The organism is Microcoleus sp. FACHB-1515 (genome assembly GCF_014696105.1).
GTDB lineage: Bacteria > Cyanobacteriota > Cyanobacteriia > Elainellales > Elainellaceae > JAAUTJ01.
Genome location: NZ_JACJPO010000041.1, coordinates 1 through 26,211 on the forward strand (window position 1 = coordinate 1; position 26,211 = coordinate 26,211).

Below are 26,211 nucleotides of genomic sequence, written 5' to 3' on the forward strand. Positions count from 1 at the left end.
CAGCAAAAGGCCGCTCCAGCCGATGAAGACGAATCTGTCGCGCTTGAGCCAGTCGTCGAGGGCGTCGAACCACCCGCGACCCGCTGCCGCGCGTCCCATTGCTATGGTCATTTTTGATTCTCCAAAAGAGATAGGGATGGGATAAGGACAACGCTTAGCGATCGACCACAAAACGGTGCAACCGCAAGCGAGGTTTACGTTTCTTTACTTCGTCTCATTATAGACAAACCTTTTCTAATTTTTCCAGCCTCAAAAATTAAAGGAAACGTTAAATTCGATCGCTCAGCCGCCTGATCCCACGCTTCGGCTGACATCTGAGATACTGGAAGGGTGGAATTCGGTCTCGATAAGTTTTATGTTCATCATTGATCTGGCGCTCAAAAACACGCCTTCTTCGCTCTCCGTCCAGCGCAAAACGCTTGAAGACGCCAAAGCCGTGTATCAGCAAGTCTTAGACGCGATTCGCGACGGCAATCCGACTGTGCTGGAAATCACCTGCGAACAGCAGCCGGAAAAAACGATCGGCATTTTGGTCAGCGAAATTTCCGCCGTGCAGATGTCCGAAAAGTCATCGACTGGAGCCGCATCCGGCAGACCTCCAGGTTTCTTTGCGATCGCTCAGTAGCCGCATGACGAATGCGATCGCCGTCGAAGATCTAACGTTTCAGTGGGCAAACGGTTCGACCGTGCTGGAATCTTGCTCGCTGAGTGTTCCGCGCGGCGAATTTTGGATGCTCTTGGGCAGCAACGGCAGCGGCAAATCCACGCTGCTGCGGCTGCTCACGGGCATTTTGCAGCCGCACTCTGGGCGGATTGGCGTGTTGCCTCCGGTTGGCTTTGTGTTTCAAAATCCGGATCACCAGCTTGTCATGCCGACTGTCGGCGCGGACGTAGCGTTTGGACTGGTCGAGGAAAATTTGCCGTTTCCCGAAGTGCGATCGCGTGTCCACGAAGCACTTGCAGCCGTCAACCTGTCTCATCTCCAGCGGCGTCCGATTTATGCGCTCAGCGGTGGTCAAAAGCAGCGAATCGCGATCGCGGGCGCGATCGCGCGTCACTGTGAGGTGCTGCTGCTCGATGAGCCGACTGCCCTGCTTGATCCGGACAGTCAGCGCGAACTGGTAACGCAGGTGCAGCGCTTGGTGAAAAGTCGCGGTCTGACGGCTTTGTGGGTGACGCACCGTTTGAATGAACTGGATTATTGTGATGGCGCATTTTTGCTGGAGCACGGGCGGGTGGTCGATCGCGGCGACCCCGATCGCCTGAAGCGACGATTGATGCAGCAAGACAGAGCCGAATAATTTAACAAATATTCAAGATTTGTTGGCATCATAGAAATAGTCTTGATGCAAATTTCTGATGCCAACCTGAAGCCATGCCATCTGCCCACCCGCAAGCTCTGTTTCTCGTTGACGGCTATAACGTGATTGGCGCGTGGCCGGATTTGCAGCGGTTGCGCGACACAGAAGGCTTGGAATCAGCGCGGCGCGGTTTAGTTGAAGCTTTAGTGGGCTACAGCGCGTTTCACGACTACGACACCCGCATTGTGTTTGACGCGCAGTTTCAGGGCAATCCAGGATGCCGTGAAATCGTGACGCAAAATCTGTCGGTTTGCTACACCGACTATCGCCAAACTGCCGATACTTACATTGAGCGATCATGCGCCCTCTTCCGGCAAGATCTCCGCAAATTTGAGCAGCGCTTAATCGTTGCCACCTCCGATCGCGCCCAGCAGCTTACGGTCGTCGGCTACGGAGCAGAGTGGATTTCTGCTCAGCAGTTGCGGCATGAAGTGGAAACTTCTGTCCACCGCGTCCGCAGCAAGCAGAAACAAAAGCGCAAATCGCAGTCTCGGTTTTTGGCCAATGCGATCGACCCGATCGCCCAGCAGCGCCTCGCTCAAATGCGTTTCGGCATCCGCAGCGACGAATCTCGCTAATTTTCAAAAAGATCGATCGAACCGCTTGTCAAATCGAGTTGATTTTGGTTATTATTGGATTCGCGTTCCTCAGTAGCTCAGTGGTAGAGCGGTCGGCTGTTAACCGATTGGTCGCAAGTTCGAATCTTGCCTGGGGAGTTCAATTAAACCGATAAAAGGCGGCACGGCATCCTCTAAGATTTGAGAGGAGTTTTGGCGCGATCGACATGACCTACTGCCTCGGCATCATCACCCGCGACGGCTTAGTGATGGCCGCTGACTCGCGCACGAATGCAGGCGTAGACAACATCTCGACCTATCAAAAGCTGTTTGACTTTTCGCGGTCAGGCGATCGCGTCCTGCTGCTCTGCACGGCAGGAAATTTGTCAGTGACGCAGGCGGTTCTCAACCTGCTCGATCGCGATTTGCACGTTGCCCAGGAAAACTTACACAGCCTTCCTTCGCTCAACGAAGTTGCCCGCTACATCGGCAGCAAAATTCGGCAGGTGCAAGAGCAAGACCGATCGTGGCTAGAGCGCGATCGCATCGACTTCAAGTGCAGCTTGCTGTTGGGCGGACAGATTCAAGGCGAACCGCCGCAACTGTATTTGATCTACAGTCAGGGCAATTTCATTCAGGCGACGCCGGAAACGCCGTTTTTGCAAATTGGCGAAACCAAATACGGCAAGCCGATTCTCGATCGCACCATTCGCCCGGATACGCCCTTGGGCGATGCTGCCAAATGCGCTTTGATGTCGATCGACTCCACGATGAAGTCTAATATCTCCGTTGGCCCTCCAATTAATCTGGTGGCCTACAAAGCCAACAGCTTTATCATTCAGCATCAGTTGCGGCTCCGGATGGGCGATCCCTATCTGATGAAAATTCGTCAGCACTGGGAAATTTCGCTGCGTCAAGCGTTTGAATCAATGCCGGATATTGCTTGGGATGCACCTGCGGTTGAAGCAGTAGCGATCGATGCTGATTTGTGAATCGATTGAGGATCAAACTTTTGCAACCGTCATGGCGCTGACATCGGCCTGGCGATCGAACAGCACTTTTGGCTTGAGCAACGCGCGAAACAGCAACAGCAGCGATTGCAGTTCGCCCGGAGTGTGGCGACGCTTCCATTGTCCCGGACGGCAAAACAGCATTTCGACCAGTTGGCGCTGTTCGGCAAGTGAAAGCGGCTCGAAAAAGATGCGGACGGTAGGGAATTCGTCGCGGTATCCGGTGCGGATGGCTTGCCCGTGCAAAATCAAGTTAGATTCGAGGATTTCGAGCGTCAGCGGCAGTCGAGCACTTTCCGCCAAATCAGGAAAGCCTGCTTGCGTCAAAGCAACTTCAAGGCCGACTTCTGAAATCATCGTGGTTACGCCCCAGAATGAGCGATCGCCCTCGATCGTCAGGCGTACCGTTCGCCGCAGATCAAACCATTCGTGCGGATGCGGGCGCGGCACATCCAGCAAAATCAGCAGCGCAATTCCGATCATCAGCAGGTTGTAAGCGCTCCAGATCCAGCCCAAACCGATGCCTTTGACTTGCAGCGCGACTTCGGGAGCGACGGTTTGCTGCCATGCGCCTTTGATCATGCACATCCCCAAGTTCACCCAGAGGCTAACGGCAGTCGCAACGAACAGAATCAGCAGCGGCCAAGCCAAACTCCAGTTAAAGGAAAATCGATCGCTCGCCGTGCCTTTCGGCGTAACGCTGAAGCCTTTTGAGAAGGGATTGAGCATCACCTGCACGACCGTTAGCGCGAGGGGAAAGCAGAGAACGAGGGTGTAAATACCGCTAAGGAGGGCAGAGCGCGATCGATAGTTCAGCCAGGAAAATACGGTCAACTGAACCAGGTAGTAAGGCAAAAAGTAGTAAAGCAGTTCGTGGCTGGTCGATCGGAGGGGAATCACGCCCAAAAACGAATAGGCCAGCGGCATCAGCAAAAAGCCGACCTGTGAAATGCTCGTAAACCAGTGCAGCAAGCCCTCGAAGTGCGCCAAACGCTGAAGCGGCTTTAGTCCGGGAATCGTGAGCGGATTGGACTTGATGAAAAAGGCTTGCAGCGTTCCTCTTGCCCAGCGGAGTCGCTGAAGCGCATGAGCGGCAATGTTTTCTGCTGCAAGTCCGGCACTCAGTTTTTCATCGAGATACAGCAAACGATAGCCCTGCGCGGAAAGCCGAATTCCCGTGAAATAATCTTCGCTGAGCGAATCGGTGACAAATCCGCCTGTGGCTTCGAGGGCACTGCGCCGAACAACAAACGAAGTTCCTGAACAGATGACGCTTCCGGCTCCGTCGCGAATTGGCTGAATTTGTCGATAGAACACTTCTTCTTCCGGCGTCAAAACGTCTTCTAAGCCTAAATTGCGAGCGATCGGATCAGAATTATAAAAACTCTGTGGTGTTTGCACCAAGGCAACCGTCGAGTCTTGAAAAAATCCGATCGTGCGCGTCAAAAAATTTTTTGTTGGCACGAAATCAGCATCAAAAACAACAATCAGTTCACCATTGGTTCGCTCGATCGCATAGTTCAAATTGCCCGCTTTTGCATGGCGGTTATCCGGTCTTGTGCGATATTCACAGCCTAATTCTTGCGCTAATGCTTCGACTTCTGGGCGGCGCGTGTCATCCAGCAAATAAACGGTTTTGTGGTTATATTCGATCGCCTGACAGCCGATGATCGTTCGCCGCAAAATAAATGTCGGTTCGTTATAAGTCGGAATAAAAATATCAACGCTTGGCGCATATTTTTGGCAGATGACATCTTCAGATAAAACATCAGCTTGCTCGCGTCGATCGCGGACTCGCAACATCAAAAATAGCTGAAGCGTTCCGCTGACCAGCATCAGCATTTCCAGTCCAAATAAACCCAAGCTGAATACACCATTTAGCGGCGTACTCGTGTTCAGCGTCGCGATCGATCGCCACAAAACATAGCGAACGGTGAGAATCAGCAAAATGCCAATTACGATCGTGCGCGACCACACTTTCGGCTGCGGAGACACTTTTGTAATCGCAAGTACTACGACCATTAGTGCGACTGCCCAAAAAAGCAGATAGCCACCTGTTACCATTGGCACTTCTAACCACAAGGGCGGGTCTTGTTGAATTGCGTTAAGCTGCTGAAAAATCTTGGTAATTGTGCCCTGTCCCGTAAACCAAGCCGTCACGATCGCGCCTGCTCCCAGCACGACGCTCAGCATAATCAAAGTGGTCAGTTGCAGCCGAAACAGCGGCTTGAGTGGTGGAGCGGTAGACTTAAGCTTTTTTGTCGTTGACATAGTTCACCTGGCAAAGGGCACTGACAAAAGGGTGCAGCAAAATTGGCGATCGACTCAAATTTTGAAAGAATTATTACAGGAGTCGGAGTTAGCGATCGTCTTAGCAGAAAATTCTAAACATTCAATCTAAAGACGAATTTCACTACAATTTGTCTGATAGGAAACAAATTTGTCCGATAGGAAACACTCTGCAACAATCCGAAACCGATACAGTATTCTTGCCTTTCAAACTGGAACAGGACGTTTACCCAAGTTCTAATTAACCTTGTTCGTAAAATATTGCTGACTCGAAAAGGTCTCAAAAATGGAAGCGAAAGATCTAGTGACGATTTTGCATCCGGCGATCGCGGTTGTGTTCGTCTTTCCGCTGCTGGGAATCGTCACGCACTACGCTTGGCAAACGCGCCAGCGACGCCTGAGCGACAAGAGCAAAATTCCGGCTGTGGTTGGCAAAGAACACTTGCAGTTTGGCAGATGGCTGACCGGAGCAGTGGTGGGACTCGCCCTGCTCGGTTTGGCACAGGCGATCGGCAAAAAAATGGTAACGGCTCAAACCTGGAACCAAGATTCGATGCGCGTTGGCTTTGTGGTGACGATGTTTGCCTTGTCGATCGCTTCCCTCGTGATGCTCTATCTGGCTCGCACCAAGCTGTGGCGAGCGGTTTTTGCCACGCTGACGAGCATGGGCTTGATTTTGCTGGGCTGCCAGCCGGAAGTATTTCGGCGCGGCTTTGAGTGGCAAGTGTCGCACTACTACTACGGCATCACGGCCTCCGTGCTGATGATTGTGGCCTTGGCGATCGTGCCAGAGATTTATCGATCGAAAACTTGGCGACGCATTCACATTGCTTTGAACGTTGCCGCCCTGCTGCTGTTTGTGGGACAAGGCTTCACAGGCGCACGCGATCTGCTTGAAATCCCGCTAAGCTGGCAAGAGCAACACCTCTACCAGTGCGATTTCACAAATCTCACCTGTCCCCCTCCTGCCCCGCCACCCCAATCATGAAGCGGCTTAGCTGGGCACTAGCGATCGTCATTTTGTTCGGGGCAATTCTGCGTCTGACCAATCTGGACGGCAAACTCTACTGGCACGACGAAGCCTACACCTCGCTGAGAATTTCTGGCTACACGCAAGCTGAGGTCTACCAGCAGATTTTCACAGGCGAAGTGTTGCCGATCGCCGCGCTCGATCGCTACCAGCATCCGAATTCTGAAAAAACCTGGATCGACACCTTCAAAACCTTGGCGATCGACGATCCCCAGCATCCGCCGCTCTACTACGTGATGGTGCGCGGGTGGGTGGATCTGTGGGGGCGCAGCACCTCGTCGATTGTCCGCAGTTTCTCGGCGCTAACAAGTCTACTTGTTCTGCCTGCGATGTACTGGCTGGCGCACGAACTATTTGTTCAAATTGAAGCGGGACGGCAGTATTTAGGATCGGCCAAGCGATCGCACGCTGATCCCAAAGTTCGCCAAACGGCCTGCTGGTTTACAGTCGCCCTCGTTGCCGTTTCACCTTATCACCTGCTCTATGCCCAAGAAGCTCGCGAATATGCGCTTTGGGCGCTGCTGACTGCCATATCAAGCGCCTTACTGCTGCGATCGCTCCGCCTGCGATCTCGTTCAAGCTGGATTGCCTACAGCATTTCGCTGATTTTGGGACTCTACACCTACCTGCTGATGATTCTGGTGGCGATCGGTCACGGCATTTATGTCTTACTGCGCGAACGTCGGCTTAGCCGCAGCCTGATTGCCTTTGGAAGCGCGATCGTCCTCTCAGTGCTGGCCTTTGCGCCCTGGCTGTGGCTTGTTGTTTCCACCTGGTCAAGCACGGGCGCAACCTGGACGGCAACAGGAAGCGATCGCCTGATTCTGCTGAAGCTTTGGGGCTTGAGTCTCGATCGCGCCTTTGTCTTGACGCCGAGCGATTTTGGCTTTGACAGTGCGACCGTCTATTTCAGCTTGCCAGTCGTGCTGCTGCTGAGTGCGATCGCGCTGTATGTCGTCTGCCGCCAAACTGCCTTCGCCACTTGGGGCTTCATTGTCACATTGTTTGCTGCAACCTTTTTGCCGCTGGCGCTGCCCGATTTTCTAATAGGTGGACAGCGATCGGCAGCCAGTCGCTATCTTGTGCCGTGCTATCTTGCCTTGCAGCTTGCGATCGCCTTCCTGCTTGCCCGCTGGTCGCGCCACAACTGGGGACGAGCGATCGCCGCGCTCGTTTTATCCGTGAGTGCGATCGCCTGCGTTCAAGCGACCTTTGCGGACACTGCTTGGAACAAGGTGATCAGCTACAACAATCGCCCTTTAGCGGCCATCATCAGTCAGGAGCCGCGCCCCTTGCTGGTCACAAGTTCCTTTGCAGTCAATTTTGGCAATCTCTTTGCGCTCAGTGATTTGCTCGATCGCGACGTGCATCTGCAACTGATTTTCGACCTCACCAACAGCAAATCTGCTCCGATTCCGACGATCGATCGCAATTTCGATTCAGTATTTTTGCTCAATCTCAATGAGCAACAGCGACAGGCAATTGAACAGCAGCGTCAAACCAGCAGTCAGCAACGATTTCAGGATTTTCACTTATCTTTGTGGCAGTTGCGCTAATGTTGCTGGAACTTTTGCGATCGCCACACGTCTTCCGAACAGAGGTACTTGTTACCTCACAGTGAGGGGCTTGGGGGGCTAAGCCCCTCGACTGCTTTCTGGGAATATCGCTGCATTCCATCTGGCAGTTCGATGAGAAGATATCATCGGCGGAATTTTTGAGTTGACGCTTCACACCGTTGCAATCTAGCGTCTCAAAAAGGCGTTTAACGCTTTGTCCCACCCGCGTCTTTTTGATCAAGTTGAGCGATCGTAGGCACACTGAAAACAGACAGATAAAGTTTGTGTAAAGCTCGGTGGATTTGCTGAGAAAACCTGCATCTTTAGACAAACTGTTATTGGGTAGTTGCGATCGGGAATAGTGATCATAGCGTTCCTGAATTTGGCTTGGGCAACTGTCTCGGTGATTCCAGTGAAGTTGCCTGCTTCAGTTTCATTCAGGTCAGCTAGAGTGGCGGGCAATTTTGCTCTGCATCACTCTTAGGCTGGGTGTATCAACCGAAACCTGCATCTGCCTGAGCAGGTGAGTTTTTGCTGTAATCCTGATTGCAAAAAGCCATCTACGTCATCGATAAGGATAGGAACTTTTATGACTGTCGCTGTTGCGGACATCACCAGCCTGAAACATTGCTCGGCTGATAATTTTCGATCGAACGGCTATCAAGACGACTTCCATCCGTCGCCAGTTTGCCAGTCGCGCTTGCTAGTCGTGATTGATGCGAAGATTGACCAGTTTGAAATGCTGGCAGCGGGAACAATTCACGATGCAGAAGTTCTCATTTTGCGCTCCGATCGCGACGGCATCGAACAAATTACCGAAACGCTCCAGCGATACCCAGAAATTTCAAGCTTGCACTTGGTCGCACATGGCGCTCCGGGCTGTGTCGATCTTGGCAATATGCAACTGAGTCTAGCAACGATCGATGCCTATGCTGCTCAACTGCAAGCTTGGTTCGCTAGCACCTTGCCGCTTGCCCCACGATCGATCCAGATTTATGCCTGCAATGTTGCGGCCAATGATGCCGGAGCCGCCTTCATGCAGCGTCTTCACGAGTTGACCGGAGCCACGATCGCTGCTTCTACTCAAACCGTTGGGCAGGCCGAAAAAGGCGGAACCTGGCGGCTCAATGCGTTTACGCCGATTAATCGCGCCAATGCTTGGAATTCCCCATTCCGGGCAGAGACACTGGCGGCTTATTCGGCAACGCTGGGTTTGCGATCGATCGGCAGTGTCGATACTTGGGTAGCGCTGGGGATCACGGTCGTCGATGGCTATGCATACCTAACGGATGAGGCTGAAGGGATCAAGGTCTTCAACATCAGCAATCCCGCTAGCCCACAGTTGACTGATACCGAGACGCTGCCAAGTGGACAGGAGAATGACGATAACGGCGCTTTTGGCATCGTCGTGGTAGGGAACTTGGCGTATGTTGCACATGGCTTAGAAGGCTTGCGGATTTTTGAAATTACCGAAGTCAATTCTGGAAAGCAGCTTACGCCGATCGGCAACAGCAGCACCGCTGTTGAAACAACAGCGCTCAGTCAAGCATACAGCGTGGCGGTTGCAGGCAATTATGCTTATGTGGCCGCTCATCAGTCTGGCCTGCAAGTTTTTGACATCCGCGATCCGACCAATCCTCAACGGGTCACTACTTTAGACACAACTAGCGCGTTTGGCGTGGCGGTTGCAGGCAACTATGCTTACATTGCCGATGGCACAAACGGCCTGCAAATTGTGAACATCAGCAATCCGCTCGCCCCCACGATCGCAGGCCGCCTCGCTGATCCTGGGTTTGCAACTGGCGTAGCGATCGCAGGCGGTTTTGCCTATGTAACCTCACGCGATCTGCCTCCCGAAGGCGACGGAACAGCAGATGGACTGTACATCATCAACATCAGCAATCCGGAAAGTCCATCGCTGGTAAGCAGATTCAACACAGCGGGTGCATCGATTGGCGTTGCGGTGCAAGGGGACTATGCGTATATTGCCGATGGCAATGCGGGCGTCGAAGTTGTAAACATTCGCGATCGACAAAATCCTCAATCGATCGGCAACTTCAACACACCTGGTATTGCCTATAGCATTGCCGTTCAGGGCAATCAAGTTTTTGTTGCCGATGCCCGTGAAGGAATTCGGATTCTCGGCACCGACGTAACCAACATCAGCGCGACGACTCCAGATGGTGCGTACAACGCTGGAGACACGATCGACATTACCGTCACCTTTGATCAAGCTGTTCGTGTAACAGGTCAACCACAGCTCCGACTGGAAACGGGTACAGTCGATCGCGTTGCCACCTATCTCAGCGGCAACAACAGCAGCACGCTGACCTTCCGCTACACCGTTCAAGTAGGCGACAACAGCCTTGACCTTGACATCGCTTCGAGTGCTGCCCTCGAACTGAATGGCGGCGCGATCGAATACACAACGAGCGGCAATGCGATCGTGGCACTGCCACTTCCGGGCGCACTCGGTTCACTCGCTGCGAACCGAGCGATCGTGGTTGACACGATTGCACCCGATGCGCCGATTGATGAGCCGCTTTTAGCGGCTGAAAGCGACACGGGTGCGTTCAATACGGATCGCCTCACGAATGACCGGACTTTAACCTTTACGGGCACAGGAACAGTTGGCGATCGCGTTGAACTCTATTCCGACACGGACAGCAATTTAGTTGGGGCAGCAACCATTGATGCAAGCGGCAACTGGTCGGTAACAACTTCTGCACTAACTGAAGGCGTTCGCCGCATCTGGTCAACCTTTCGCGACCGGGCAGGCAATCAAAGCACTCGATCGCCCGAAGTCGAAGTGACACTCGACCTGACCACCCCGACTCCTCCTGCTGCCCCAGATTTGATTGCCGACAGCGACACAGGGCGATCGTCAACCGACAACATCACAAACGATGCGACGCCGACGTTTACGGGCACGGGCGGCGCGATCGGCGACACGGTCAAGCTTTACACTGCCGACAGCAGCGGCAATCGTATCGAAATTGGCAGCAGCACAGTAAGCAGCAGTGGCTGGACAGTCACCGCTTCATCGACGCTGACTGAGCGAATCCATCCTATTACGGCCACTTTCATCGATCGAGCGGGTAACGAAAGCAATCTGTCGAACGTCTTCAACTTGGATCTTCGTACAACTGCGCCTGTTGCACCCAGCGTTGCACCGAGCCTGTCAGTGCTCAGCGATCGCGGTATTTCCGATGTGGATGGCATCACCACCGACACCACGCCCACCTTCAGCGGCACGGGTACAGCTAGCAGCACGGTTCAAGTGCTGGCAGATGCTACGGTTCTAGGGCAGGCGATCGTCAACAGTCAAGGCCGCTGGATCTTTACGCCCACAGCGCCTTTGGCTGACGGCAGCTACAGCATTTCTTTTCAGACGCTCGATGTTGCGGGAAATGCCAGTGCCGCTTCGCCCGCAACAGCAATTGTGATTGACACACAAGCGGCGATCGGCACATTCGCCCGTGTCACGCCGAAACTGCGAGACAGCGCTGTAAACGCGATCGAGCTGGAGTTTGACGAAGCGGTCAGCGACTTTGATCTATCCGATCTGGTGCTGACGCGCGATGGTCAAGCTTTGTCTCTAGATGGTGCGAGCCTCAGCACCACAAATCGCAAAACCTGGACGATCGATAATCTGTCTGACGTTACACAGGCGCAAGGCAGCTATCGGCTGAGTCTCAAGCTGGAGCAAAGCAGCGATGTGGCCGGAAATCTGCTGGCTGCAACGCCGATCGAAACTTGGACAACCGCCTACCTCAGCAGAGCGCTTCCTCCAATCAAGTTTGGCAGCGGCAAACCTGGCAAGCAAATTGATGGGCGCGGCTTGGTGGTTGGAGGCCGCGATCGAGATGTGCTGCGCGGGTTTGGTGGGCGCAACGCGCTTTGGGGACGAAACGGCAGCGATGTTCTCATTGGTAGCAGCGGCACCGATATTCTGCGGGGCGGTCGCCGCAACGATCGCCTGCTTGGTCGAGGTGACAACGACACCTTGCGCGGCAATCAAGCCAACGATCTGCTGCTTGGCGGCGACGGCAATGACTTCCTGATTGGCGGACGCGGCAACGATGTCTTAGTCGGTGGTCTTGGTCGAGACACTTTGGTCGGCAATGCAGGTCGAGATACGTTTGTTTACACCAGTTTGCAAGAAGCGGGCGATCGCATTCTCGACTTAAACAGCGAAGACTTAATCGACCTGCGCGGCATCTTCAAGGCAACCGAGTTTGGGGGCAGAACTGATCTCAGCCGCTTCTCAGAGTTTGTTGAACTCAAGCAGGTCGGCACAAAGGTCGAAGTCCGCATCGATCGCGACGGCAACGGCAGCGGCACAGCCTTCACCACGCTGGTGACGATCGACAATGCCACCCTCAGTTCGATCACGACAGGCAACTTCGTCATCGGCTAGACATCGATCGCCCTCTAGCCGTGTAATATCCATTGAATTGACGGTTAGGCAGATCCTTGGATAGGGGCGGTTTGCGAACCGCCCTCACAGCCCATTCATCTCACCAATCTTCCGTTTCGATCAGTATAAGGTGCGCTAGGCTGAGTCCGCTCCAAGAATGCAGGCGAGCAGCGCTTTTTGCGCGTGCAAACGGTTTTCGGCTTCGTCCCAAACGCGAGACTGTGAGCCTTCGAGGACGGCTTCGGTAATTTCTTCACCGCGATGGGCAGGCAAACAGTGCAGCACGATCGCATCAGGATCAGCGATCGTCAACAGTTCGTCGTTAATTTGATAGGGCTGGAAAATCGGAATGCGCGTGGCAGCCAACTCTTCTTGACCCATGCTTGCCCACACATCGGTGTAGAGGACGTGGGCGTTTTTGGCGGCGGCTTGCGGATCAGTGGTGATGACGACTTCTGACTGGTCAGCCGCGATTTGGCGGGCGCGATCGACCACTTCGGCATTCGGCTGATATTCGCTCGGGGAGGCAATCCGGACATTCATGCCGACCAGCGCACAGCCCAGCAGCAGCGAATGCGCCATGTTATTGCCATCTCCCACATAGGTCAACGTCAATCCCGCTAGGTTGCCGAACTGCTCTTGGATGGTCATCAGGTCGGCCAGCACTTGACAGGGATGCTCCAAATCCGTGAGGGCGTTGATGACCGGAATTTTGGCGTAGTGGGCAAAGGTTTCTAGCTCTTGCTGCTCAAAGGTGCGGATCGCCACGATGTCAAGATAGCGATCGAGGACGCGAGCGGTATCGATCGTCGGCTCGCCCCGTCCCACCTGGGTAATGCTGGCGTTGAGATCGAGCACTTGGCCGCCAAGCTGATACATCGCGACCGAGAAGCTAACTCTGGTGCGGGTGGAAGCTTTTTGAAACAGCAAGCCCAGCACTTTTGCACAGCGCAAATTAACGCGCCTTGCTTTCATTTCGCGAGCGAGATGCAGCAAACCTAGCACTTCGTCGCGGTTGAGATCGGCCATGCTCAGCAAATCTCGATCTTTTAACGATGCAATACTCATCGGCAGTGATTCACCCGCAAAACGTTTTTAACCCTAGCAGATCGATCGCACCTTAGCTGGCGATCGCCTTGACAAATTTCGGCTCTAGCAGGCGATCCAGATCCGGTGCTTGTTGAATTTTGCCTTGCGACTGCAAGAACTGCGTCAGGTCGGCCATCGGCTTGAGCAAATAAAGGTCGCTATTGGGATCGCTGAGCATTTCTACATTTTCAGCCAAGTTCGGCAGCTTGATGCTTTTGAGCTGTTCATCAAGTTCGCTGGCGGTTAAGCCTAGCTGTTTTGCGGCGATTTCTAGCCCTTCAGCCCGATTGGAGTTGAGAAATTCCAGCGCTTTGAGATTGCCGCGAATAAAAGCTTCGATCGCTTGAGGATTTTGCTCGATAAATGCTTCATCAAACAAAATCAAATCGCTCAGCGCGGTTGGATATTTCAGCTTGGAACTGTCGTAGATAATTCGCCCGTCTTTTTGTTCGCTGTTGGCCGTAAATAAAAACGGTGCATAGGAAACGGCGATGTCTACCTGTCCAGCTTGGTAGGCAGAAGCGGCAGCATCCGGTGCAAGATTTACCAGCGTCACATCTTGTTCGGTTAAGCCTGCTTCTGTCATTGCTTGCAGCAAGAAAAAGTGGCTAACTGCGCCTTGTTCAACGGCGATTTTTTGGCCTTTGAAAGCGGCAATATCGGTAATTTTGTTGCGAGCTAAAATGCCATCCCCGCCACTGGAGAGATCGACGACATAAACGACACGAAAAGCTTTATCCGTTGCGGCTAACGTCAGCGTTTCCGAAGGAACAAGCGTAATTGCATCGGTGCGCCCAGCTCGAAAAGCAGCGTTCGCCTCGACGTTCGAGCCAAACACCTGCATTTTCAGATCCAAGCCTGCTTCTTTGTAGAAACCTTTTTCCTGCGCGATGTAGAGCGGCGTGTAGCCAATCCAGGTGACGATCGCGAGCGACGCTTCTGTACTAGTTGGCTCCGACGCACCATTGCTGCTGGAGGTCGAGGAATTGCACGAATGCAGGGCAAGGCTGCCGATCGCCCCGGACAGCAAGAAAAGAATTTGTCGTCGCTGCCACTGCTTCCCGTTCATGCGTTATCCTTTCAACCTTGGGTAATTTGATGATGACACCAAGCAAGATAGGTTTTGTATTGAATTGAACAAGAATTTGTAAAAAAAAGGAAAGCCGCGATCGCAACTTCCCCAATCGATTTGCGAAATCGAAATCTGACCCATTTACTCGATCGGAATTTCCCCGACTGGTTCGGCGGATTTAGTCACCTCCTCAGCCTCTTTGCCAAACCAAACTTCGAGCTGTTGCTTGGCGTTGCGCTTGACTTCTGGCGTGATGCACATCGCCACCGTCGTCAGGGCAGCAGCGAGTGCGCCTAAATCATCTGCATATCCGGCGATCGGCGTCAGATCCGGAATTGCGTCAGTCGGCAAAACAAAATAGGCCAAAGCGGAATAAATCACCGTCTTTGCCCAAAGCGGCGTTTCTGGTCGCTGAGCAGCGTAGTAAAGCATCAGCGCTTTTTCTACGACTTCGCGGCCTGCTTGCGCGGCGAACCGACGCAGCTTTTCCCAAAAATTTTGATCGGTGTAATTGTCTGGACTTGCCATGCTTGCTTGTACCCATGCACATTACGGCCAATCTAGCGCGTGGATTGGGCGATCGGGTGTACCTTGTGACGAATTAAATCTAGGGAAGGTAAAAGGCGATCGACTGCACGGTCGATCGCTTCACAAACCAGAAATTAAGCGCTGGTGAGCTGTGTCCAGTACTTGTCAAGCGTCTCGGAGACTTCTGGCGGCACAGGTGCAATGCCTTCGCACTTCGCTAGCAGTTCTTCGGGTGGAAACAAGCTGGGATTGTTGCGTAAATCCGCATCGATCTTGTCAAAGGCGGCACGGATTGGCGTAGCGATCTTAAGCTGGTTGACGACGCGAGCGGCGCTTTCGGGCGAATACATAAAGTTCATCCAGGCATAAGCGGCTTCGGGGTTGGGTGCGCCTTTGGGAATCACCATTGTGTCTGTCCACAGCGAGGAACCGCTGGCCGGAATGACATACTTGACGTCGGGATTCGCGGTCATCACGTCGATCGCATCAACCGAATAGCCCATCGACAAAATCAAATCTCCGGTCACAAGCTGATCGCGCCAGCCGTCAGAGGTGAACGAGGCGATCGCAGGCTTTAGCTCCATCAGTTTGTCGTAAGCCGCTCGAATTTGCGCGGAATCGGTCGAATTGTAAGAGTGTCCGAGCGACTTGAGAACCGCGCCCATGACTTCGCGCACGTCATTGAGCAGCGTCAGGCGCTGGTTGAGCGTGTCCTTGTTGTCCCACAGGTAATCCCAGTCAGTCGGGGCTTCCGTGAGCTTGGTGGAATTGTAAACTAAACCTGTGGTGCCCCAGGCAAACGGCAAGCTGTGCGTATTGTTGGGGTCGTAAACGGGATTTTGCCACTTGTCGAGCAGATTGTTTTCAACGCCCTCGATTCTCGATTTATCTAGTTCATTCAGCAAGTCGAGTTCGACCATTTGCTGCACCATGTAGTCCGACGGGTAAATGATGCTGTAGGCTTTGCCGCCTCCCGCTTGCAGCTTGGCGAGCATCGTCTCATTTGAGTCGTAGATGTCAGCAACCACCTGAATGCCCGTTGCCTTGGTGAACTCATCAATCACCTGGTCGTCAATGTAGGTTGACCAGGAATAAACATGCAGCGTGCTGCCATCGGCTGCCTCTCCGGTTGGAGACGACTGGGCAGCATTGGGATCGCTGATGCCGCGAGCGCAGTTCGACAGCATTGCGCCAGACACGGCAGCGGCAGATGCCTGCAAAAAGCGGCGACGAGTCAGGGCAACTCGTCGAGCAGACGATCGAGCAGTGCGAAAATTCATCGGAGGCATAGTGTTTCTCCAGCGACAGCAAAAAGGAGTGACGGGGGTTGGCAAAGGGCTAGGTGGCGATCGCCAAACAGTCGATCGGATTCCAGTGAATGAAAATCGGTGTGTTCGTTTCCGGCACGGTTTCAAGCTTGGGCTGCATCACGGTGACGCTTTCGCCCGAATCGAGATTCACCACATAGTGGACATGCGTGCCCATGTACATGACGTGCTTGAGGCGGCCTGCAAAACAGTTGGTGGTCAAGTCCGGCGCATTCAGGCTGACGTGAATTTTTTCCGGGCGAACGCTGACAACGACCTGCTGGCCGGGTGAAGCATTGGCACCGAGCGGCTTGGCAAAAATGCCCAATCCGGTTTCGGTCGTGACCTGAAGCAGCGATCGATCGATCGAATCGACCTGCCCCTGAAACAAATTCGTGTCGCCAATGAAGTCCGCCACAAATGCCGTTTGCGGATATTCATAAATCTGGTTGGGTGAGCCGATCTGCTCGATGTTGCCATCGTGCATCACGGCAATGCGATCGCTCAAGCTGAGGGCTTCTTCTTGATCGTGCGTCACCATCACAAACGTCACGCCAAGTTCGCGATGCAGATTGGATAGCTCGACCTGCATTTCTTTTCGCAGCTTCAAGTCCAAAGCGCCCAGCGGCTCGTCGAGCAAAACGACGGTCGGGCGATTGACCAAGGCTCGCGCCAACGCGACGCGCTGCTGCTGGCCGCCGGATAGCTGAGCCGGATAGCGCTTGGCAAAATTTTCCATCTTCACCAGCCGCAAAGCGTCGCGCACTCGATCTTGCACTTGCGCTTTGGTTTGGCCTTTGATGCGTAGCCCGAATGCGATGTTGTCCCAAACGGTCATGTGGCCGAACAGCGCGTAGCTTTGAAAGACCGTGTTGACCGGACGGCGATAGGCGGGAACATGCGTCATCGATCGCCCCCGAATAATTACTTCGCCTGCGGTTGGCTCATCAAATCCGGCAATCAAGCGCAACGTTGTGGTTTTACCGCAGCCGGATGGTCCCAAAATGCTGAAAAATTCGCCCTGACCGATGTTGAGATCGATGCCTCGAACTGCGGGTTCACCATTGAAAACCTTAAAAACCTTGCACAGTTCAACATCAAAGTGGGTGTCGGTTTCAGTCGCGAGGCGGGGTTGTGTCACAGTTTGGGACATGTTGGCGTCCTATCGGTTCCCATGTAATGAAAGTGCAAGTGCGCGAAGACGAACCTCGATCAAGCCAGCGGCTTTACTTTATTCTTCCTTAATCTTTGGCGAGTTGGACAAAACCAACGGTTGCCTTGGATACGAAACGCAGTCAATTTTTGTTCCACAGCATAGCGTATGGTGGCGATCGATTCTGTAAGTGAGTATAGGGATTTTTCGCAGAACTCGGCTGAATCGCAGTTGAAGGCGCACAAATTTAGCTGGCGTTGACAACTCGCGATAAACTAGGGAGATTGACAAACTGCGTGCGATCGCGCAAACTCACCTCGCATCTTGTTTTTTGTTTAGGCTTGGCAAACCGCCGATCGATCGCGTACCTCTATGACGATCACTCAACCCACCCCGACCACTCAAGAACCGCCCGCCCGCACAGTCGGACGGCAGTTGCAGTCGCTCACGGTGATGGTCACGATTACCGCCATCTTGCTCGGTGGCATTGGCAGCAGGCTGGCTTATCTGCAACTCGCACAGGGCGATCGCAATCGCCAACTGGCCGACACCAACCGCATTCGTTTGATTCCCCAGCAGCCAGAGCGCGGCAGAATTCTCGATCGCCAAGGCCGGGTTTTAGCCGGAAGCCGCTTGTCGTATGCCGTTTTCTTGTGGCCGATCGCCAACTCGCAAACCGAGTGGAATCCAATCGTCGATCGAATCGCCGAGATTCTCAAAGTGCCACCCGCAGATATTCACGCTCGGCTCGATCGATCGGGCTACACTTCACCCTACTTGGTGCGGATCGCACGTGGCATTAGTCCGGCTGAAGCAACGGCACTCGCGGAACTCAGCGATGAACTGAGCGGCGTGCAGGTTCAAGCCGAAGCCGTGCGTAACTATCCCTATGGCGATTTGGCCGCGCATGTTTTGGGCTACACAGGCGAAGTCACCGCAGCAGACCTGCAACAGCGCAGCGCAGACGGCTACCGCTTTGGGGATGTGATCGGGCAAATGGGCATTGAAGCGGCATTTGAGCCACAGTTGCGGGGAGTGTGGGGCGGGCAACAGGTGGAAGTCGATGGCGGCGGGCGCGTGCTGCAAGTGCTGGGCGAACGACCCGCGCAAGCTGGACAAGATGTGCGTCTAACGCTGGATTTGGACGTGCAGCGATCGGCAGAAGTCGCGCTGGGCAATCGTCGGGGCGCGATCGTGGCGATCGATCCGCGCAACGGTGCGGTGTTGGCAATGGTCAGCCGTCCCACCTTTGACCCCAACTTCTTCTCGACGCACCTCACCGATACGCAGCGGCAGCAGCTTCAAAATCAATCGCTGCCGTTTGTCAATCGCGCCCTACAAGCCTATTCGCCTGCTAGCCCGTTCAAAATTGTGACCACGACGGCGGCGATCGAGTCCGGCAGTTTCGCACCCGACTCCGTCTTAGCAACACGGCCTTATGTCGCAGTCGGCGGCAATCAGTTTTGGGATTGGAATCGCAAGGGATTTGGCTCGCTCGGATTTGTCAGCGCACTGGCGTTGAACAGCGACACCTTTTTCTATCAAGCGGCGATGCAAATGGGCGATCGCCCATTGATCCAATGGTCGCGCCGCTTCGGATTCGGTCAAAAAACCGGAATCGAACTGGCACAGGAAGAATCACCCGGACTCGTTCCCGATCCGGACTGGAAGCGATCGCAACTGCGCCAAGATTGGCAGATAGGCGACACGCTGAATTTGTCGATCGGGCAGGGCAGCCTAAAAGCGAGTCCGCTTCAGGTGGCCGTCATGTTTTCAGCCGTTGCGAACGGCGGCGATCGCGTTCAGCCGCATCTGCTGATGGACAACGAAGCGGCCAATCAGTGGCGCGAACCGCTCAACATCAGCTCCAGCACAATTGAGGTGTTGCAGCAGGGCTTGCAGCAGGTCGCAACCAGCGACACCGATCCGGCGATCGCAACCGACAATCTACCGGAGATTGCAGCGCAAGGCGGCACAGCGATCGATTCGCCTCACGAAAATCACACCTGGTATGGTGCGTATGCTCCGGCTGAAAATCCAGAAATTGTCGTTGTGGCGGTTGGCGAAAATTCCGGTGGCGAAAGCGACTCGATCGCAGCTCCAATGGTGAAACAAGTCCTCGAAAGCTATTTCAACACCGAACCTGCTGCCGGAGAAGCGATCGAAGTGGTGCAGCCGACTAACTAATAAGAAGTAATTAGCACTTCGGTAATTTTTCCACGCCGCTGAGCGTTAGAGTTGATGGCTCTGGAGGCGGCGATCGTGTGAATTTGAAATCCAGCGTATAGATCGCGAATAAATTCGCAGTCAGAGTTAGAAAGCATCACCTTCACACCGCGATTTGCGAGAGCAGCAAACGTGTCCCGAAGCTGAATTTGCGATTGTTCGGTAAAGGCAAAACGACTATAAGCGGTGAACCGACTGGTTTGACTGATCGGATAGTAAGGCGGGTCAAAATAAACAAAATCTTGGGCGGTGGCGCTATTCAAAACGGCTTCAAACGATTCCACCTGCAACTGTGCAGATTGCAACGCCACTGAAGCCGATCGCAGCACGTCTGGATAGCAGATGCGGGGATTTTTGTAGCGACCGATCGGCACATTAAATTCGCCTTTAGAATTTTCGCGATATAGCCCGTTAAAACAGGTGCGATTTAGATAGATGAAACGAGCAGCTTGCTCGATCGCAGTGTTGCCCGCTGTCGATCGAATTTGATAGTAATGCTCTTTGCTGTGTTGCTGCTGATAGTGCGTCAGCAAATCGATGACGGCTTCGACATCTGACTGAATGCAGCGATAAACATTCACCAAAGCCGGATTGACATCGGTTAAAACAGCGCGGCTCGGTTTGAGGGCAAAAAAGACGGCTCCGCCGCCTAAAAATGCTTCGTAATATGTCGAAAATTCAGTCGGAAAATGCTGCTGATACTGCGCGAGAAGCTGACCTTTGCCGCCTGCCCACTTGAGAAACGGACGTGGCGAATCGATCGATGCAGTCGTGGCAGAAATTGGCATAAGAGGCGATCGCAACTCGTACAGTAACAACTCGTACAATAAGAATGAAAGCTCGCTTCGTACTACTGTACTGCTTTGCGAGCAAATCCGTTCAGATTCATATTTTCACTCGCCATGCAAGACTTTTTGGAGAATGTTTCGCGCTATCCGCGCTATTTGGTGAGCATCACTTTAGGCGTTTTGCTAACCGCATTGAGTCCGCTGGTTCCGCTGTTTCGCCGTCCTTCGACTGCGATCGCCACAATCTGCCTTTTGATTGCCGGATTGATGGCGATCGGCTTTACGCTCCGCGCTATGCTGGGATTTAGTGCCTGATGGCGCGATCGTTTTGGAGGTTGAACGGAGATGGCGACCAGTCGAAGAGTTGAGCGCGTCGCAGAACTGATTAAGCGCGAAGTCAGTCAGCTTTTGCTTTCTGGCATCAAGGACGATCGCGTCGGCGTCGGCATGGTCAGCGTCACGGATGTCGATGTGTCCGGCGACCTTCAGCACGCCAAAATCTTTGTCAGCGTTTATGGCGACGATGAAGCGCGAACCGCAGCAATGGCCGGATTGAAATCGGCTACCGGATTTGTCCGCAGCGAAATCGGCCAGCGCGTCCGCCTGCGTCGCACTCCAGAAATTGTGTTTGTCGAAGATCGATCGATCGAGCGCGGAACGCAGGTGCTTTCGCTCCTCAACCGCCTCAGCCAAGAGCGCGAAGCATCCGGCAAAGATGACTTCGATTCGATCGCCGCAGAGGAATAGATCTTGGTCGCAACTCGAACCGTTTCGCTGCTCGATCCTGCTAGCCTGACGCTGGCTGAACAAATCGCGCAGATGCTGATCGTCCGCGCTTCCGGTCACCTGTTCGACCAGCAAATTCGCTATCCGATCTGGGAACCGCCCGCCTCCAAACTTCAGCACTGGGTTCAAGATTTGAACGTCGGTGGCGTGATTTTGCTCGGTGGCAGTGCGGCAGAAATTGCGCTGCGATCGCAACAGCTTCAAGACTGGGCAACCATCCCGCTCTTAATCTGCGCGGACATTGAAGAAGGCGTCGGCCAGCGATTTTCAGGCGCAACTTGGTTCCCGCCACCGCTGAGTTTGGCGGCGATCGACGATCGCACCCAAGCCCTCAAACTCGCTCAGCAAATGGGCGCAATTACGGCACAAGAAGCTTTGGCGATCGGGCTGAACTGGATTCTCGCCCCGGTCGTCGATGTCAACAACAATCCCGACAATCCGGTAATCAATGTGCGGGCGTTCGGTGAAACAGTCGATGCGGTGAGCGAACTGGCGATCGCCTTCCTGCAAGGAATGCAGCAGCATCCGGTTCTCACCTGCGCCAAACATTTTCCTGGTCACGGCGATACCGCTGTAGATTCACATCTGACCTTGCCGACTTTACCGCACACGATCGATCGGCTTGAGCAAATCGAACTGCCGCCGTTCGTCGCCGCAATTCGATCGAACGTGGATGCCGTGATGAGCGCTCACCTGCAAATCCCCGCGATCGATCCTCAGTATCCGGCTACGTTGTCGCGATCGATTCTCACCGATTTACTGCGGCGACAGCTTGGCTTTGACGGGTTGATTGTTACGGATGCCTTGGTGATGGGCGCGATCGCCAACGAATACGGAGCCAATGAAGTGCCCGTTTTGGCGATCGAAGCGGGAGCCGACATCTTAATGATGCCGCTCGATCCGGAAGGCGCAATTCAAGCAGTTTGTGCAGCAGTTGAATCCGGTCGAATTTCACCAGAGCGAATTGCCGAATCGATCGATCGGATTTGGCAGGCCAAACAAAAAGTTTGTGCGCCTCAACTTTCCGACACTTCTCCCCACGCTTGGGAAACTCTGCCGCCTCCACCAATTCAGCTTGAGCAGTTGGCAACGCCGGACGCGATCGCCACCGCTGCCACAATTTTGCAAGCTTCACAGCGCGTTCATCGTCCTGATGCAATCACACCGGGCGGACGCAATTTAATCGTTGTGGATGACGCGATCGAGTGCGATTTTTTGGGAAGTCACACGCCTGCGATCGCCCTTCCCGCCCAGCACGGCTACACCTATCAGCTTGTCGATTCGCACACTCTGGCGCGACCATCCGACGACGAACCGCCCACACTTTTGCAACTGTTTATTCGCGGCAATCCGTTTCGCGGCAGTGCAGGCTTAACGCAAACCGCTCAAAGTTGGGTTGAGGCGCTGCTGGCGATCGATCGCCTCCAAGCCCTCGTCATCTACGGCAGTCCCTACCTGCTAGAGCATTTGCCCCGCCTGCCCGATCGTGTCCCTTATGTGTTCACGTATGGACAAATGCCGCAGGCGCAGGCGATCGCGCTTGAGGCTTTGTTTGAAGCGAAGAACAGCTAGAAATGCCAATACCGACGATCGATCGCTGATACGATCGACCCTGTGTATGGCAGAGGGCAGTAATTGATGTCTGGTGAAGTTCGGAGAACAATTCGATTTGATGCTGATGTCTATGCGCTGATTGAAGCAGAAATGGCATCAAATGGAGTATCCATGACTGGCTTAGTGAACAAAGCTGTTCGCAACTACTTCAACACCGCTCAAGAGACCGACGAACGATTACGGGCACTTGAAGAGAGACTCAGGGTAGTCGAACAACAATTAGGTATATCGACTTAAAACATTTTTCAAGTCGCTCACGAGATCAAGCAAGCGACGTAAATCCTCTTCCATCACCTCAGGGCGATTCGGATCTAGGGAAATGGCAGTCTCTAGAACGAGCGAAACATCGATTAAAATTCTGGGCTGCATGACTTCATATGGCCTCGCGGGATGTCATTCAGAATAGCGCAACCCTCAAGCGATCGCAAGCGGTTCGCCAAAATTCAGGTAATCACCAGACGGCGATCGCTCCCTATGATCGAAAGAAAGATTTTGAACTTGGAGCCAGCGTTTACGATGCAGCAGCTTCCTTCCTCGCTTTTGGCAACTCCCCCGCTAGGGAATGGCGATCGCCTCGATCGACACGAATTCGAGCGGCGGTATGACAAAATGCCGCATCTCAAAAAAGCTGAATTGATCGAGGGAGTTGTTTTTCTTTCAACCGCTTTGCGCTTCAAACGTCACGGTCAGCCACACGGCTTCATCATGGGATGGCTAGGAACTTATCAAGCATTTACGATGGGTGTTGAAGTGGGCAATAATTCAACCGTGCGTTTGGATTTGAAGAATGAACCTCAGCCCGATGCCGTGTTGAGAATTCGCGAAGAATCAGGTGGTCAATCAGTTTTAAGTGACGATGATTACATTGAAGGTGCGCCCGAATTAATTGTCGAGGTTGCTGCTAGCAGCGTGGCGATCGATCTGCACGACAAAAAGCGAGCCTATCTCCGTAACGGAGTGAAAGAATATCTGGTTTGGCGCGTTTTAGATCAACAGTTTGACTGGTTTTATTTGCAAGATTGCAAATATGTTTTATTGACGGCTGAAGCCGATCGAATCATTCGCAGTCGATCGTTTCCGGGCTTATGGCTAGCTGTTGATGATTTGCTCGCGGGAAAGATGCAGCAGGTTCTCGCTGTTCTTCAACAGGGACTCGCAACGGCTGAACATAATGAATTTGTTCAGCCGTTGGCGATCGAGCCAGAAAAAATCTAAGCTCGATCGGGAATACCGAGACGAGTTTGCGATCGCCCATTCTGTGCAGCCCGTCCAACTTCGGTAAGATGAAAAGAGCTTGCGTTTGGCAGGTGGTTTTGTTGTTTTTGTAAGGAAGAATTTCTGTGACCGTTCGCGTTCGCATCGCCCCCAGCCCGACTGGAAAGCTGCATATTGGCACGGCTCGGACTGCCGTTTTCAACTGGCTGTATGCTCGTCACAAAGGCGGCCAGTTCATTTTGCGCGTGGAAGATACGGATCTGGAGCGATCGCGCCCCGAATTTACGCAAAACATTCTCGACGGCTTGCAGTGGCTCGGCTTGCAGTGGGACGAAGGACCTGTTTTTCAGACCGATCGCATGGATCTGTATCGGCAAAAAATCCAGGAATTGCTCGACAAAGGCTTAGCCTACCGCGCCTACGACACGCCCGCAGAACTTGACGCGATGCGCGAAGCGCAAAAAGCCCGCAACGAAGCGCCCCGCTACGACAATCGCCACCGCGACCTGACGCCCGAACAGCAAGCCCAGTTTGAAGCAGAAGGCCGCAAGCCCGTGATTCGCTTCAAAATCGAGAACGATCGCGAAATCTCCTGGAATGACCTCGTGCGCGGCACGGTGACGTGGAAAGGTCGCGATTTGGGCGGCGACATGGTGATCGCTCGTGCCGCTGAGGGCGAAGCGTTCGGCCAGCCGCTCTATAATTTTGTCGTCGTCGTGGACGATATCGACATGCAAATCAGCCACGTGATTCGCGGCGAAGACCACATCGGCAACACACCCAAGCAGATTTTGCTCTATGAAGCCTTGGGCGCAACCGTGCCGACGTTCGGACACACGCCGCTGATCTTGAATCAGGCGGGTGCAAAGCTGTCGAAGCGCGATGGCGTCACCTCGATCTCGGATTTTCAGCAGATGGGCTACACGGCAGAAGCGATCGCCAACTACATGACGCTGCTCGGCTGGTCACCGCCCGAAGGCATGAACGAAATTTTCTCGCTGGATGAAGCCGCGCAGAAATTTGACTTCGATCGCGTCAACAAAGCCGGAGCCAAATTCGACTGGGACAAACTCAACTGGATCAACAGCCAGTATTTGCACCACATGCCGATCGATCGCTTGACCGATCTGCTGATTCCCGATTGGCAAGAGGCCGGATATGAATTTGATCCGAGCGATCGCGCTTGGCTAGAGCAGTTGACGGCTGTGCTGGCTCCGAGCTTGACGCGCCTGAATGATGCGGTCGAAATGAGCCGCTATCTGTTCGTTCAAGAGGTCGGCTTGACCGAGGCGGCAGTCGCTCAGCTTCAGCAGCCCGGAGCAGTGGCCGCGATGCAGGGCATTCTTGCCGCCATTCCTGCCGATGCGACGTTGAGCGAAGCGGACGCGCAAGGCATTATTCAAACGGTGACGAAAGCTGAGAATCTGAAGAAGGGCGTCGTGATGCGATCGCTCCGTGCCGCTTTGACAGGCGACGTGAACGGTCCCGACCTGATGCAGTCCTGGCTATTGCTCAATCAGCATCGCTGGGATCGATCGCGCCTAGAGCAAGCCTTGCAGCAAATTTCTGTTTGAGCGATCGCTGTTGGAACCGGATCGGCTGATGCTCAGTCATCAGTCGATAGAATTTGCATGATGTTGTGAGATAGATGCGCGATGGCAACTCGGAGTCAGACTGTTTTAAAGCGCGGGCTTGGTGCGATCCCGTTCCGCAAGCTCGCGATCGCGCTGTTGTCGATCGCGTTCACGAGCGCACCCGCCGCCGCCCAAACCACCAAGCAGTTTTCCATTTTTGAAAATCTAACGCTCAGCCCGAATTTCTCACCCAATCCGGCTACGGTGCGCGGCATCAGCGGCGGAGCGCGTCCCGCTGCGGAAATTGCCGGACGTGCAGATACTGCGACGGGACCCTGCGTCGGCTTCGTGGACGAGCAGCCCGACCACACAATGCAGCTAACGCAGTTTTTCAACTACCTCAGCCTGCAAGTCCAAAGCCCTGAAGATACCACGCTGGTGATTCGCGGTCCTGGCGGAAGCTGGTGCAACGATGACTACGAAAACGCCAATCCGGGCATCGCCGGACAGTGGCTTTCCGGCACGTATCAAATCTGGATTGGGTCGTATGAGCGCGATCGCTACACGCCCTACGTGATTCGCGTCACCGATCGGCGCTAGTCGATCGCGCCTAAAAAATTTCGCTGAAGGGACGCT

General features: G+C 53.8%; 23 protein-coding genes, 1 tRNA gene and 1 pseudogene. 17 read left to right on the forward strand and 8 right to left on the reverse strand.

Translation table 11 applies throughout. The features are described from left to right. Positions 1–111, reverse strand: a pseudogene (locus tag H6F67_RS14150) (photosystem II D2 protein (photosystem q(a) protein)); the annotation flags it as partial. A gap of 244 nt (positions 112–355) precedes the next feature. Here H6F67_RS14150 and H6F67_RS14155 point away from each other — a divergent pair. The 5 genes from H6F67_RS14155 (at position 356) to H6F67_RS14175 (ending at position 2,910) form a co-directional block, all read left to right on the forward strand. Further along, the gene (locus H6F67_RS14155) at positions 356–625 is read left to right on the forward strand and encodes a hypothetical protein (RefSeq protein WP_190767270.1); all 270 of its coding nucleotides are present in this window, start codon (positions 356–358) and stop codon (positions 623–625) included. A gap of 4 nt (positions 626–629) precedes the next feature. Beyond that, on the forward strand, positions 630–1,301 hold the full coding sequence (locus H6F67_RS14160) for an energy-coupling factor ABC transporter ATP-binding protein (protein WP_190767271.1): 672 nt from the start codon (positions 630–632) through the stop codon (positions 1,299–1,301). Positions 1,302–1,375: 74 nt separating this feature from the next. Beyond that, entirely contained in the window at positions 1,376–1,939 is a 564-nt protein-coding gene (locus tag H6F67_RS14165; RefSeq protein WP_190767272.1) for an NYN domain-containing protein, read from the forward strand. 66 nt (positions 1,940–2,005) lie between these two features. After that, a tRNA-Asn gene (locus tag H6F67_RS14170) sits at positions 2,006–2,077 on the forward strand. Between the two features lie 68 nt (positions 2,078–2,145). After that, positions 2,146–2,910: a proteasome-type protease gene (locus tag H6F67_RS14175; protein WP_190767273.1), complete on the forward strand. Its 765-nt coding sequence runs from the start codon at positions 2,146–2,148 to the stop codon at positions 2,908–2,910. A gap of 12 nt (positions 2,911–2,922) precedes the next feature. On the opposite strand, the gene H6F67_RS14180 is transcribed toward H6F67_RS14175, so the two are convergent. Next, positions 2,923–5,199, reverse strand: coding sequence for a glycosyltransferase (locus H6F67_RS14180; protein ID WP_199304422.1), 2,277 nt, complete (start codon positions 5,197–5,199; stop codon positions 2,923–2,925). A gap of 304 nt (positions 5,200–5,503) precedes the next feature. Here H6F67_RS14180 and H6F67_RS14185 point away from each other — a divergent pair, with 304 nt between their 5' ends. From H6F67_RS14185 to H6F67_RS14195, 3 genes are all read left to right on the forward strand, one after another. Beyond that, entirely contained in the window at positions 5,504–6,205 is a 702-nt protein-coding gene (locus tag H6F67_RS14185) for a DUF4079 domain-containing protein (RefSeq protein WP_190767274.1), read from the forward strand. Next, on the forward strand, positions 6,202–7,803 hold the full coding sequence (locus H6F67_RS14190; protein WP_190767275.1) for a glycosyltransferase family 39 protein: 1,602 nt from the start codon (positions 6,202–6,204) through the stop codon (positions 7,801–7,803). Before H6F67_RS14185 ends, H6F67_RS14190 begins: the two co-directional genes overlap by 4 nt. Before the next feature lie 589 nt (positions 7,804–8,392). After that, on the forward strand, positions 8,393–12,223 hold the full coding sequence (locus tag H6F67_RS14195) for an Ig-like domain-containing protein (RefSeq protein WP_190767276.1): 3,831 nt from the start codon (positions 8,393–8,395) through the stop codon (positions 12,221–12,223). Positions 12,224–12,358: 135 nt separating this feature from the next. Here H6F67_RS14195 and argF read toward each other — a convergent pair whose 3' ends face one another. From argF to H6F67_RS14210, 3 genes are all read right to left on the reverse strand, one after another. Then, positions 12,359–13,285 (reverse strand): ornithine carbamoyltransferase, encoded by a 927-nt coding sequence (argF, locus tag H6F67_RS14200; protein ID WP_190767376.1) that lies wholly within the window; start codon positions 13,283–13,285, stop codon positions 12,359–12,361. 58 nt (positions 13,286–13,343) lie between these two features. Then, complete coding sequence (locus tag H6F67_RS14205; protein WP_190767277.1) at positions 13,344–14,381, reverse strand: ABC transporter substrate-binding protein; 1,038 nt, start codon at positions 14,379–14,381, stop codon at positions 13,344–13,346. Positions 14,382–14,525: 144 nt separating this feature from the next. After that, on the reverse strand, positions 14,526–14,912 hold the full coding sequence (locus H6F67_RS14210) for a YkvA family protein (RefSeq protein ID WP_190767278.1): 387 nt from the start codon (positions 14,910–14,912) through the stop codon (positions 14,526–14,528). Between H6F67_RS14210 and H6F67_RS14215 the strand changes: the two genes are divergently transcribed. Beyond that, positions 14,911–15,060, forward strand: coding sequence for a hypothetical protein (locus H6F67_RS14215; RefSeq protein WP_190767279.1), 150 nt, complete (start codon positions 14,911–14,913; stop codon positions 15,058–15,060). The two genes, H6F67_RS14210 and H6F67_RS14215, sit on opposite strands and share 2 nt — an antisense overlap. Here H6F67_RS14215 and H6F67_RS14220 read toward each other — a convergent pair. Both H6F67_RS14220 and H6F67_RS14225 read right to left on the reverse strand, forming a co-directional pair. Further along, complete coding sequence (locus H6F67_RS14220; RefSeq protein WP_199304424.1) at positions 15,047–16,201, reverse strand: PotD/PotF family extracellular solute-binding protein; 1,155 nt, start codon at positions 16,199–16,201, stop codon at positions 15,047–15,049. The two genes, H6F67_RS14215 and H6F67_RS14220, sit on opposite strands and share 14 nt — an antisense overlap. 49 nt (positions 16,202–16,250) lie before the next feature. Continuing rightward, a complete protein-coding gene (locus H6F67_RS14225; protein ID WP_190767280.1) occupies positions 16,251–17,372 on the reverse strand; it encodes an ABC transporter ATP-binding protein in 1,122 nt (373 codons plus the stop codon). Between the two features lie 372 nt (positions 17,373–17,744). Here H6F67_RS14225 and mrdA point away from each other — a divergent pair, with 372 nt between their 5' ends. Then, a complete protein-coding gene (mrdA, locus tag H6F67_RS14230) occupies positions 17,745–19,559 on the forward strand; it encodes a penicillin-binding protein 2 (RefSeq protein ID WP_190767281.1) in 1,815 nt (604 codons plus the stop codon). Here mrdA and H6F67_RS14235 read toward each other — a convergent pair. Next, the gene (locus H6F67_RS14235) at positions 19,556–20,386 is read right to left on the reverse strand and encodes a DNA adenine methylase (RefSeq protein ID WP_190767282.1); all 831 of its coding nucleotides are present in this window, start codon (positions 20,384–20,386) and stop codon (positions 19,556–19,558) included. The two genes, mrdA and H6F67_RS14235, sit on opposite strands and share 4 nt — an antisense overlap. 114 nt (positions 20,387–20,500) lie before the next feature. Between H6F67_RS14235 and H6F67_RS14240 the strand changes: the two genes are divergently transcribed. The 7 genes from H6F67_RS14240 (at position 20,501) to H6F67_RS14270 (ending at position 26,175) form a co-directional block, all read left to right on the forward strand. Next, positions 20,501–20,701 (forward strand): DUF751 family protein, encoded by a 201-nt coding sequence (locus tag H6F67_RS14240; protein WP_190767283.1) that lies wholly within the window; start codon positions 20,501–20,503, stop codon positions 20,699–20,701. 30 nt (positions 20,702–20,731) lie between these two features. Then, entirely contained in the window at positions 20,732–21,133 is a 402-nt protein-coding gene (rbfA, locus tag H6F67_RS14245) for a 30S ribosome-binding factor RbfA (RefSeq protein WP_190767284.1), read from the forward strand. Positions 21,134–21,136: 3 nt separating this feature from the next. After that, positions 21,137–22,744 carry a glycoside hydrolase family 3 N-terminal domain-containing protein gene (locus tag H6F67_RS14250; RefSeq protein ID WP_277874594.1) on the forward strand — a complete coding sequence of 536 codons (1,608 nt, stop codon included), beginning with the start codon at positions 21,137–21,139 and terminating at the stop codon, positions 22,742–22,744. Positions 22,745–22,810: 66 nt separating this feature from the next. Further along, positions 22,811–23,023, forward strand: coding sequence for a hypothetical protein (locus H6F67_RS14255; RefSeq protein WP_190767285.1), 213 nt, complete (start codon positions 22,811–22,813; stop codon positions 23,021–23,023). 237 nt (positions 23,024–23,260) lie between these two features. Beyond that, on the forward strand, positions 23,261–24,001 hold the full coding sequence (locus H6F67_RS14260; RefSeq protein ID WP_396797968.1) for a Uma2 family endonuclease: 741 nt from the start codon (positions 23,261–23,263) through the stop codon (positions 23,999–24,001). 125 nt (positions 24,002–24,126) lie between these two features. Beyond that, entirely contained in the window at positions 24,127–25,575 is a 1,449-nt protein-coding gene (gene gltX, locus H6F67_RS14265; protein ID WP_190767286.1) for a glutamate--tRNA ligase, read from the forward strand. A gap of 81 nt (positions 25,576–25,656) precedes the next feature. Continuing rightward, positions 25,657–26,175: a hypothetical protein gene (locus H6F67_RS14270; protein WP_190767287.1), complete on the forward strand. Its 519-nt coding sequence runs from the start codon at positions 25,657–25,659 to the stop codon at positions 26,173–26,175. Positions 26,176–26,211 lie beyond the last annotated feature (36 nt).

Bases quoted from the DNA above. Each gene is read 5' to 3' on its own strand.
- H6F67_RS14155 (WP_190767270.1), top strand. From the start codon at position 356: ATGTTCATCATTGATCTGGCGCTCAAAAACACGCCTTCTTCGCTCTCC.
- H6F67_RS14160 (WP_190767271.1), top strand. From the start codon at position 630: ATGACGAATGCGATCGCCGTCGAAGATCTAACGTTTCAGTGGGCAAAC.
- H6F67_RS14165 (WP_190767272.1), top strand. From the start codon at position 1,376: ATGCCATCTGCCCACCCGCAAGCTCTGTTTCTCGTTGACGGCTATAAC.
- H6F67_RS14175 (WP_190767273.1), top strand. From the start codon at position 2,146: ATGACCTACTGCCTCGGCATCATCACCCGCGACGGCTTAGTGATGGCC.
- H6F67_RS14180 (WP_199304422.1), bottom strand. From the start codon at position 5,199: ATGTCAACGACAAAAAAGCTTAAGTCTACCGCTCCACCACTCAAGCCG.
- H6F67_RS14185 (WP_190767274.1), top strand. From the start codon at position 5,504: ATGGAAGCGAAAGATCTAGTGACGATTTTGCATCCGGCGATCGCGGTT.
- H6F67_RS14190 (WP_190767275.1), top strand. From the start codon at position 6,202: ATGAAGCGGCTTAGCTGGGCACTAGCGATCGTCATTTTGTTCGGGGCA.
- H6F67_RS14195 (WP_190767276.1), top strand. From the start codon at position 8,393: ATGACTGTCGCTGTTGCGGACATCACCAGCCTGAAACATTGCTCGGCT.
- H6F67_RS14205 (WP_190767277.1), bottom strand. From the start codon at position 14,381: ATGAACGGGAAGCAGTGGCAGCGACGACAAATTCTTTTCTTGCTGTCC.
- H6F67_RS14215 (WP_190767279.1), top strand. From the start codon at position 14,911: ATGCTTGCTTGTACCCATGCACATTACGGCCAATCTAGCGCGTGGATT.
- H6F67_RS14210 (WP_190767278.1), bottom strand. From the start codon at position 14,912: ATGGCAAGTCCAGACAATTACACCGATCAAAATTTTTGGGAAAAGCTG.
- H6F67_RS14220 (WP_199304424.1), bottom strand. From the start codon at position 16,201: ATGCCTCCGATGAATTTTCGCACTGCTCGATCGTCTGCTCGACGAGTT.
- H6F67_RS14225 (WP_190767280.1), bottom strand. From the start codon at position 17,372: ATGTCCCAAACTGTGACACAACCCCGCCTCGCGACTGAAACCGACACC.
- mrdA (WP_190767281.1), top strand. From the start codon at position 17,745: ATGACGATCACTCAACCCACCCCGACCACTCAAGAACCGCCCGCCCGC.
- H6F67_RS14235 (WP_190767282.1), bottom strand. From the start codon at position 20,386: ATGCCAATTTCTGCCACGACTGCATCGATCGATTCGCCACGTCCGTTT.
- H6F67_RS14240 (WP_190767283.1), top strand. From the start codon at position 20,501: ATGCAAGACTTTTTGGAGAATGTTTCGCGCTATCCGCGCTATTTGGTG.
- rbfA (WP_190767284.1), top strand. From the start codon at position 20,732: ATGGCGACCAGTCGAAGAGTTGAGCGCGTCGCAGAACTGATTAAGCGC.
- H6F67_RS14255 (WP_190767285.1), top strand. From the start codon at position 22,811: ATGTCTGGTGAAGTTCGGAGAACAATTCGATTTGATGCTGATGTCTAT.
- H6F67_RS14260 (WP_396797968.1), top strand. From the start codon at position 23,261: ATGATCGAAAGAAAGATTTTGAACTTGGAGCCAGCGTTTACGATGCAG.
- H6F67_RS14270 (WP_190767287.1), top strand. From the start codon at position 25,657: ATGGCAACTCGGAGTCAGACTGTTTTAAAGCGCGGGCTTGGTGCGATC.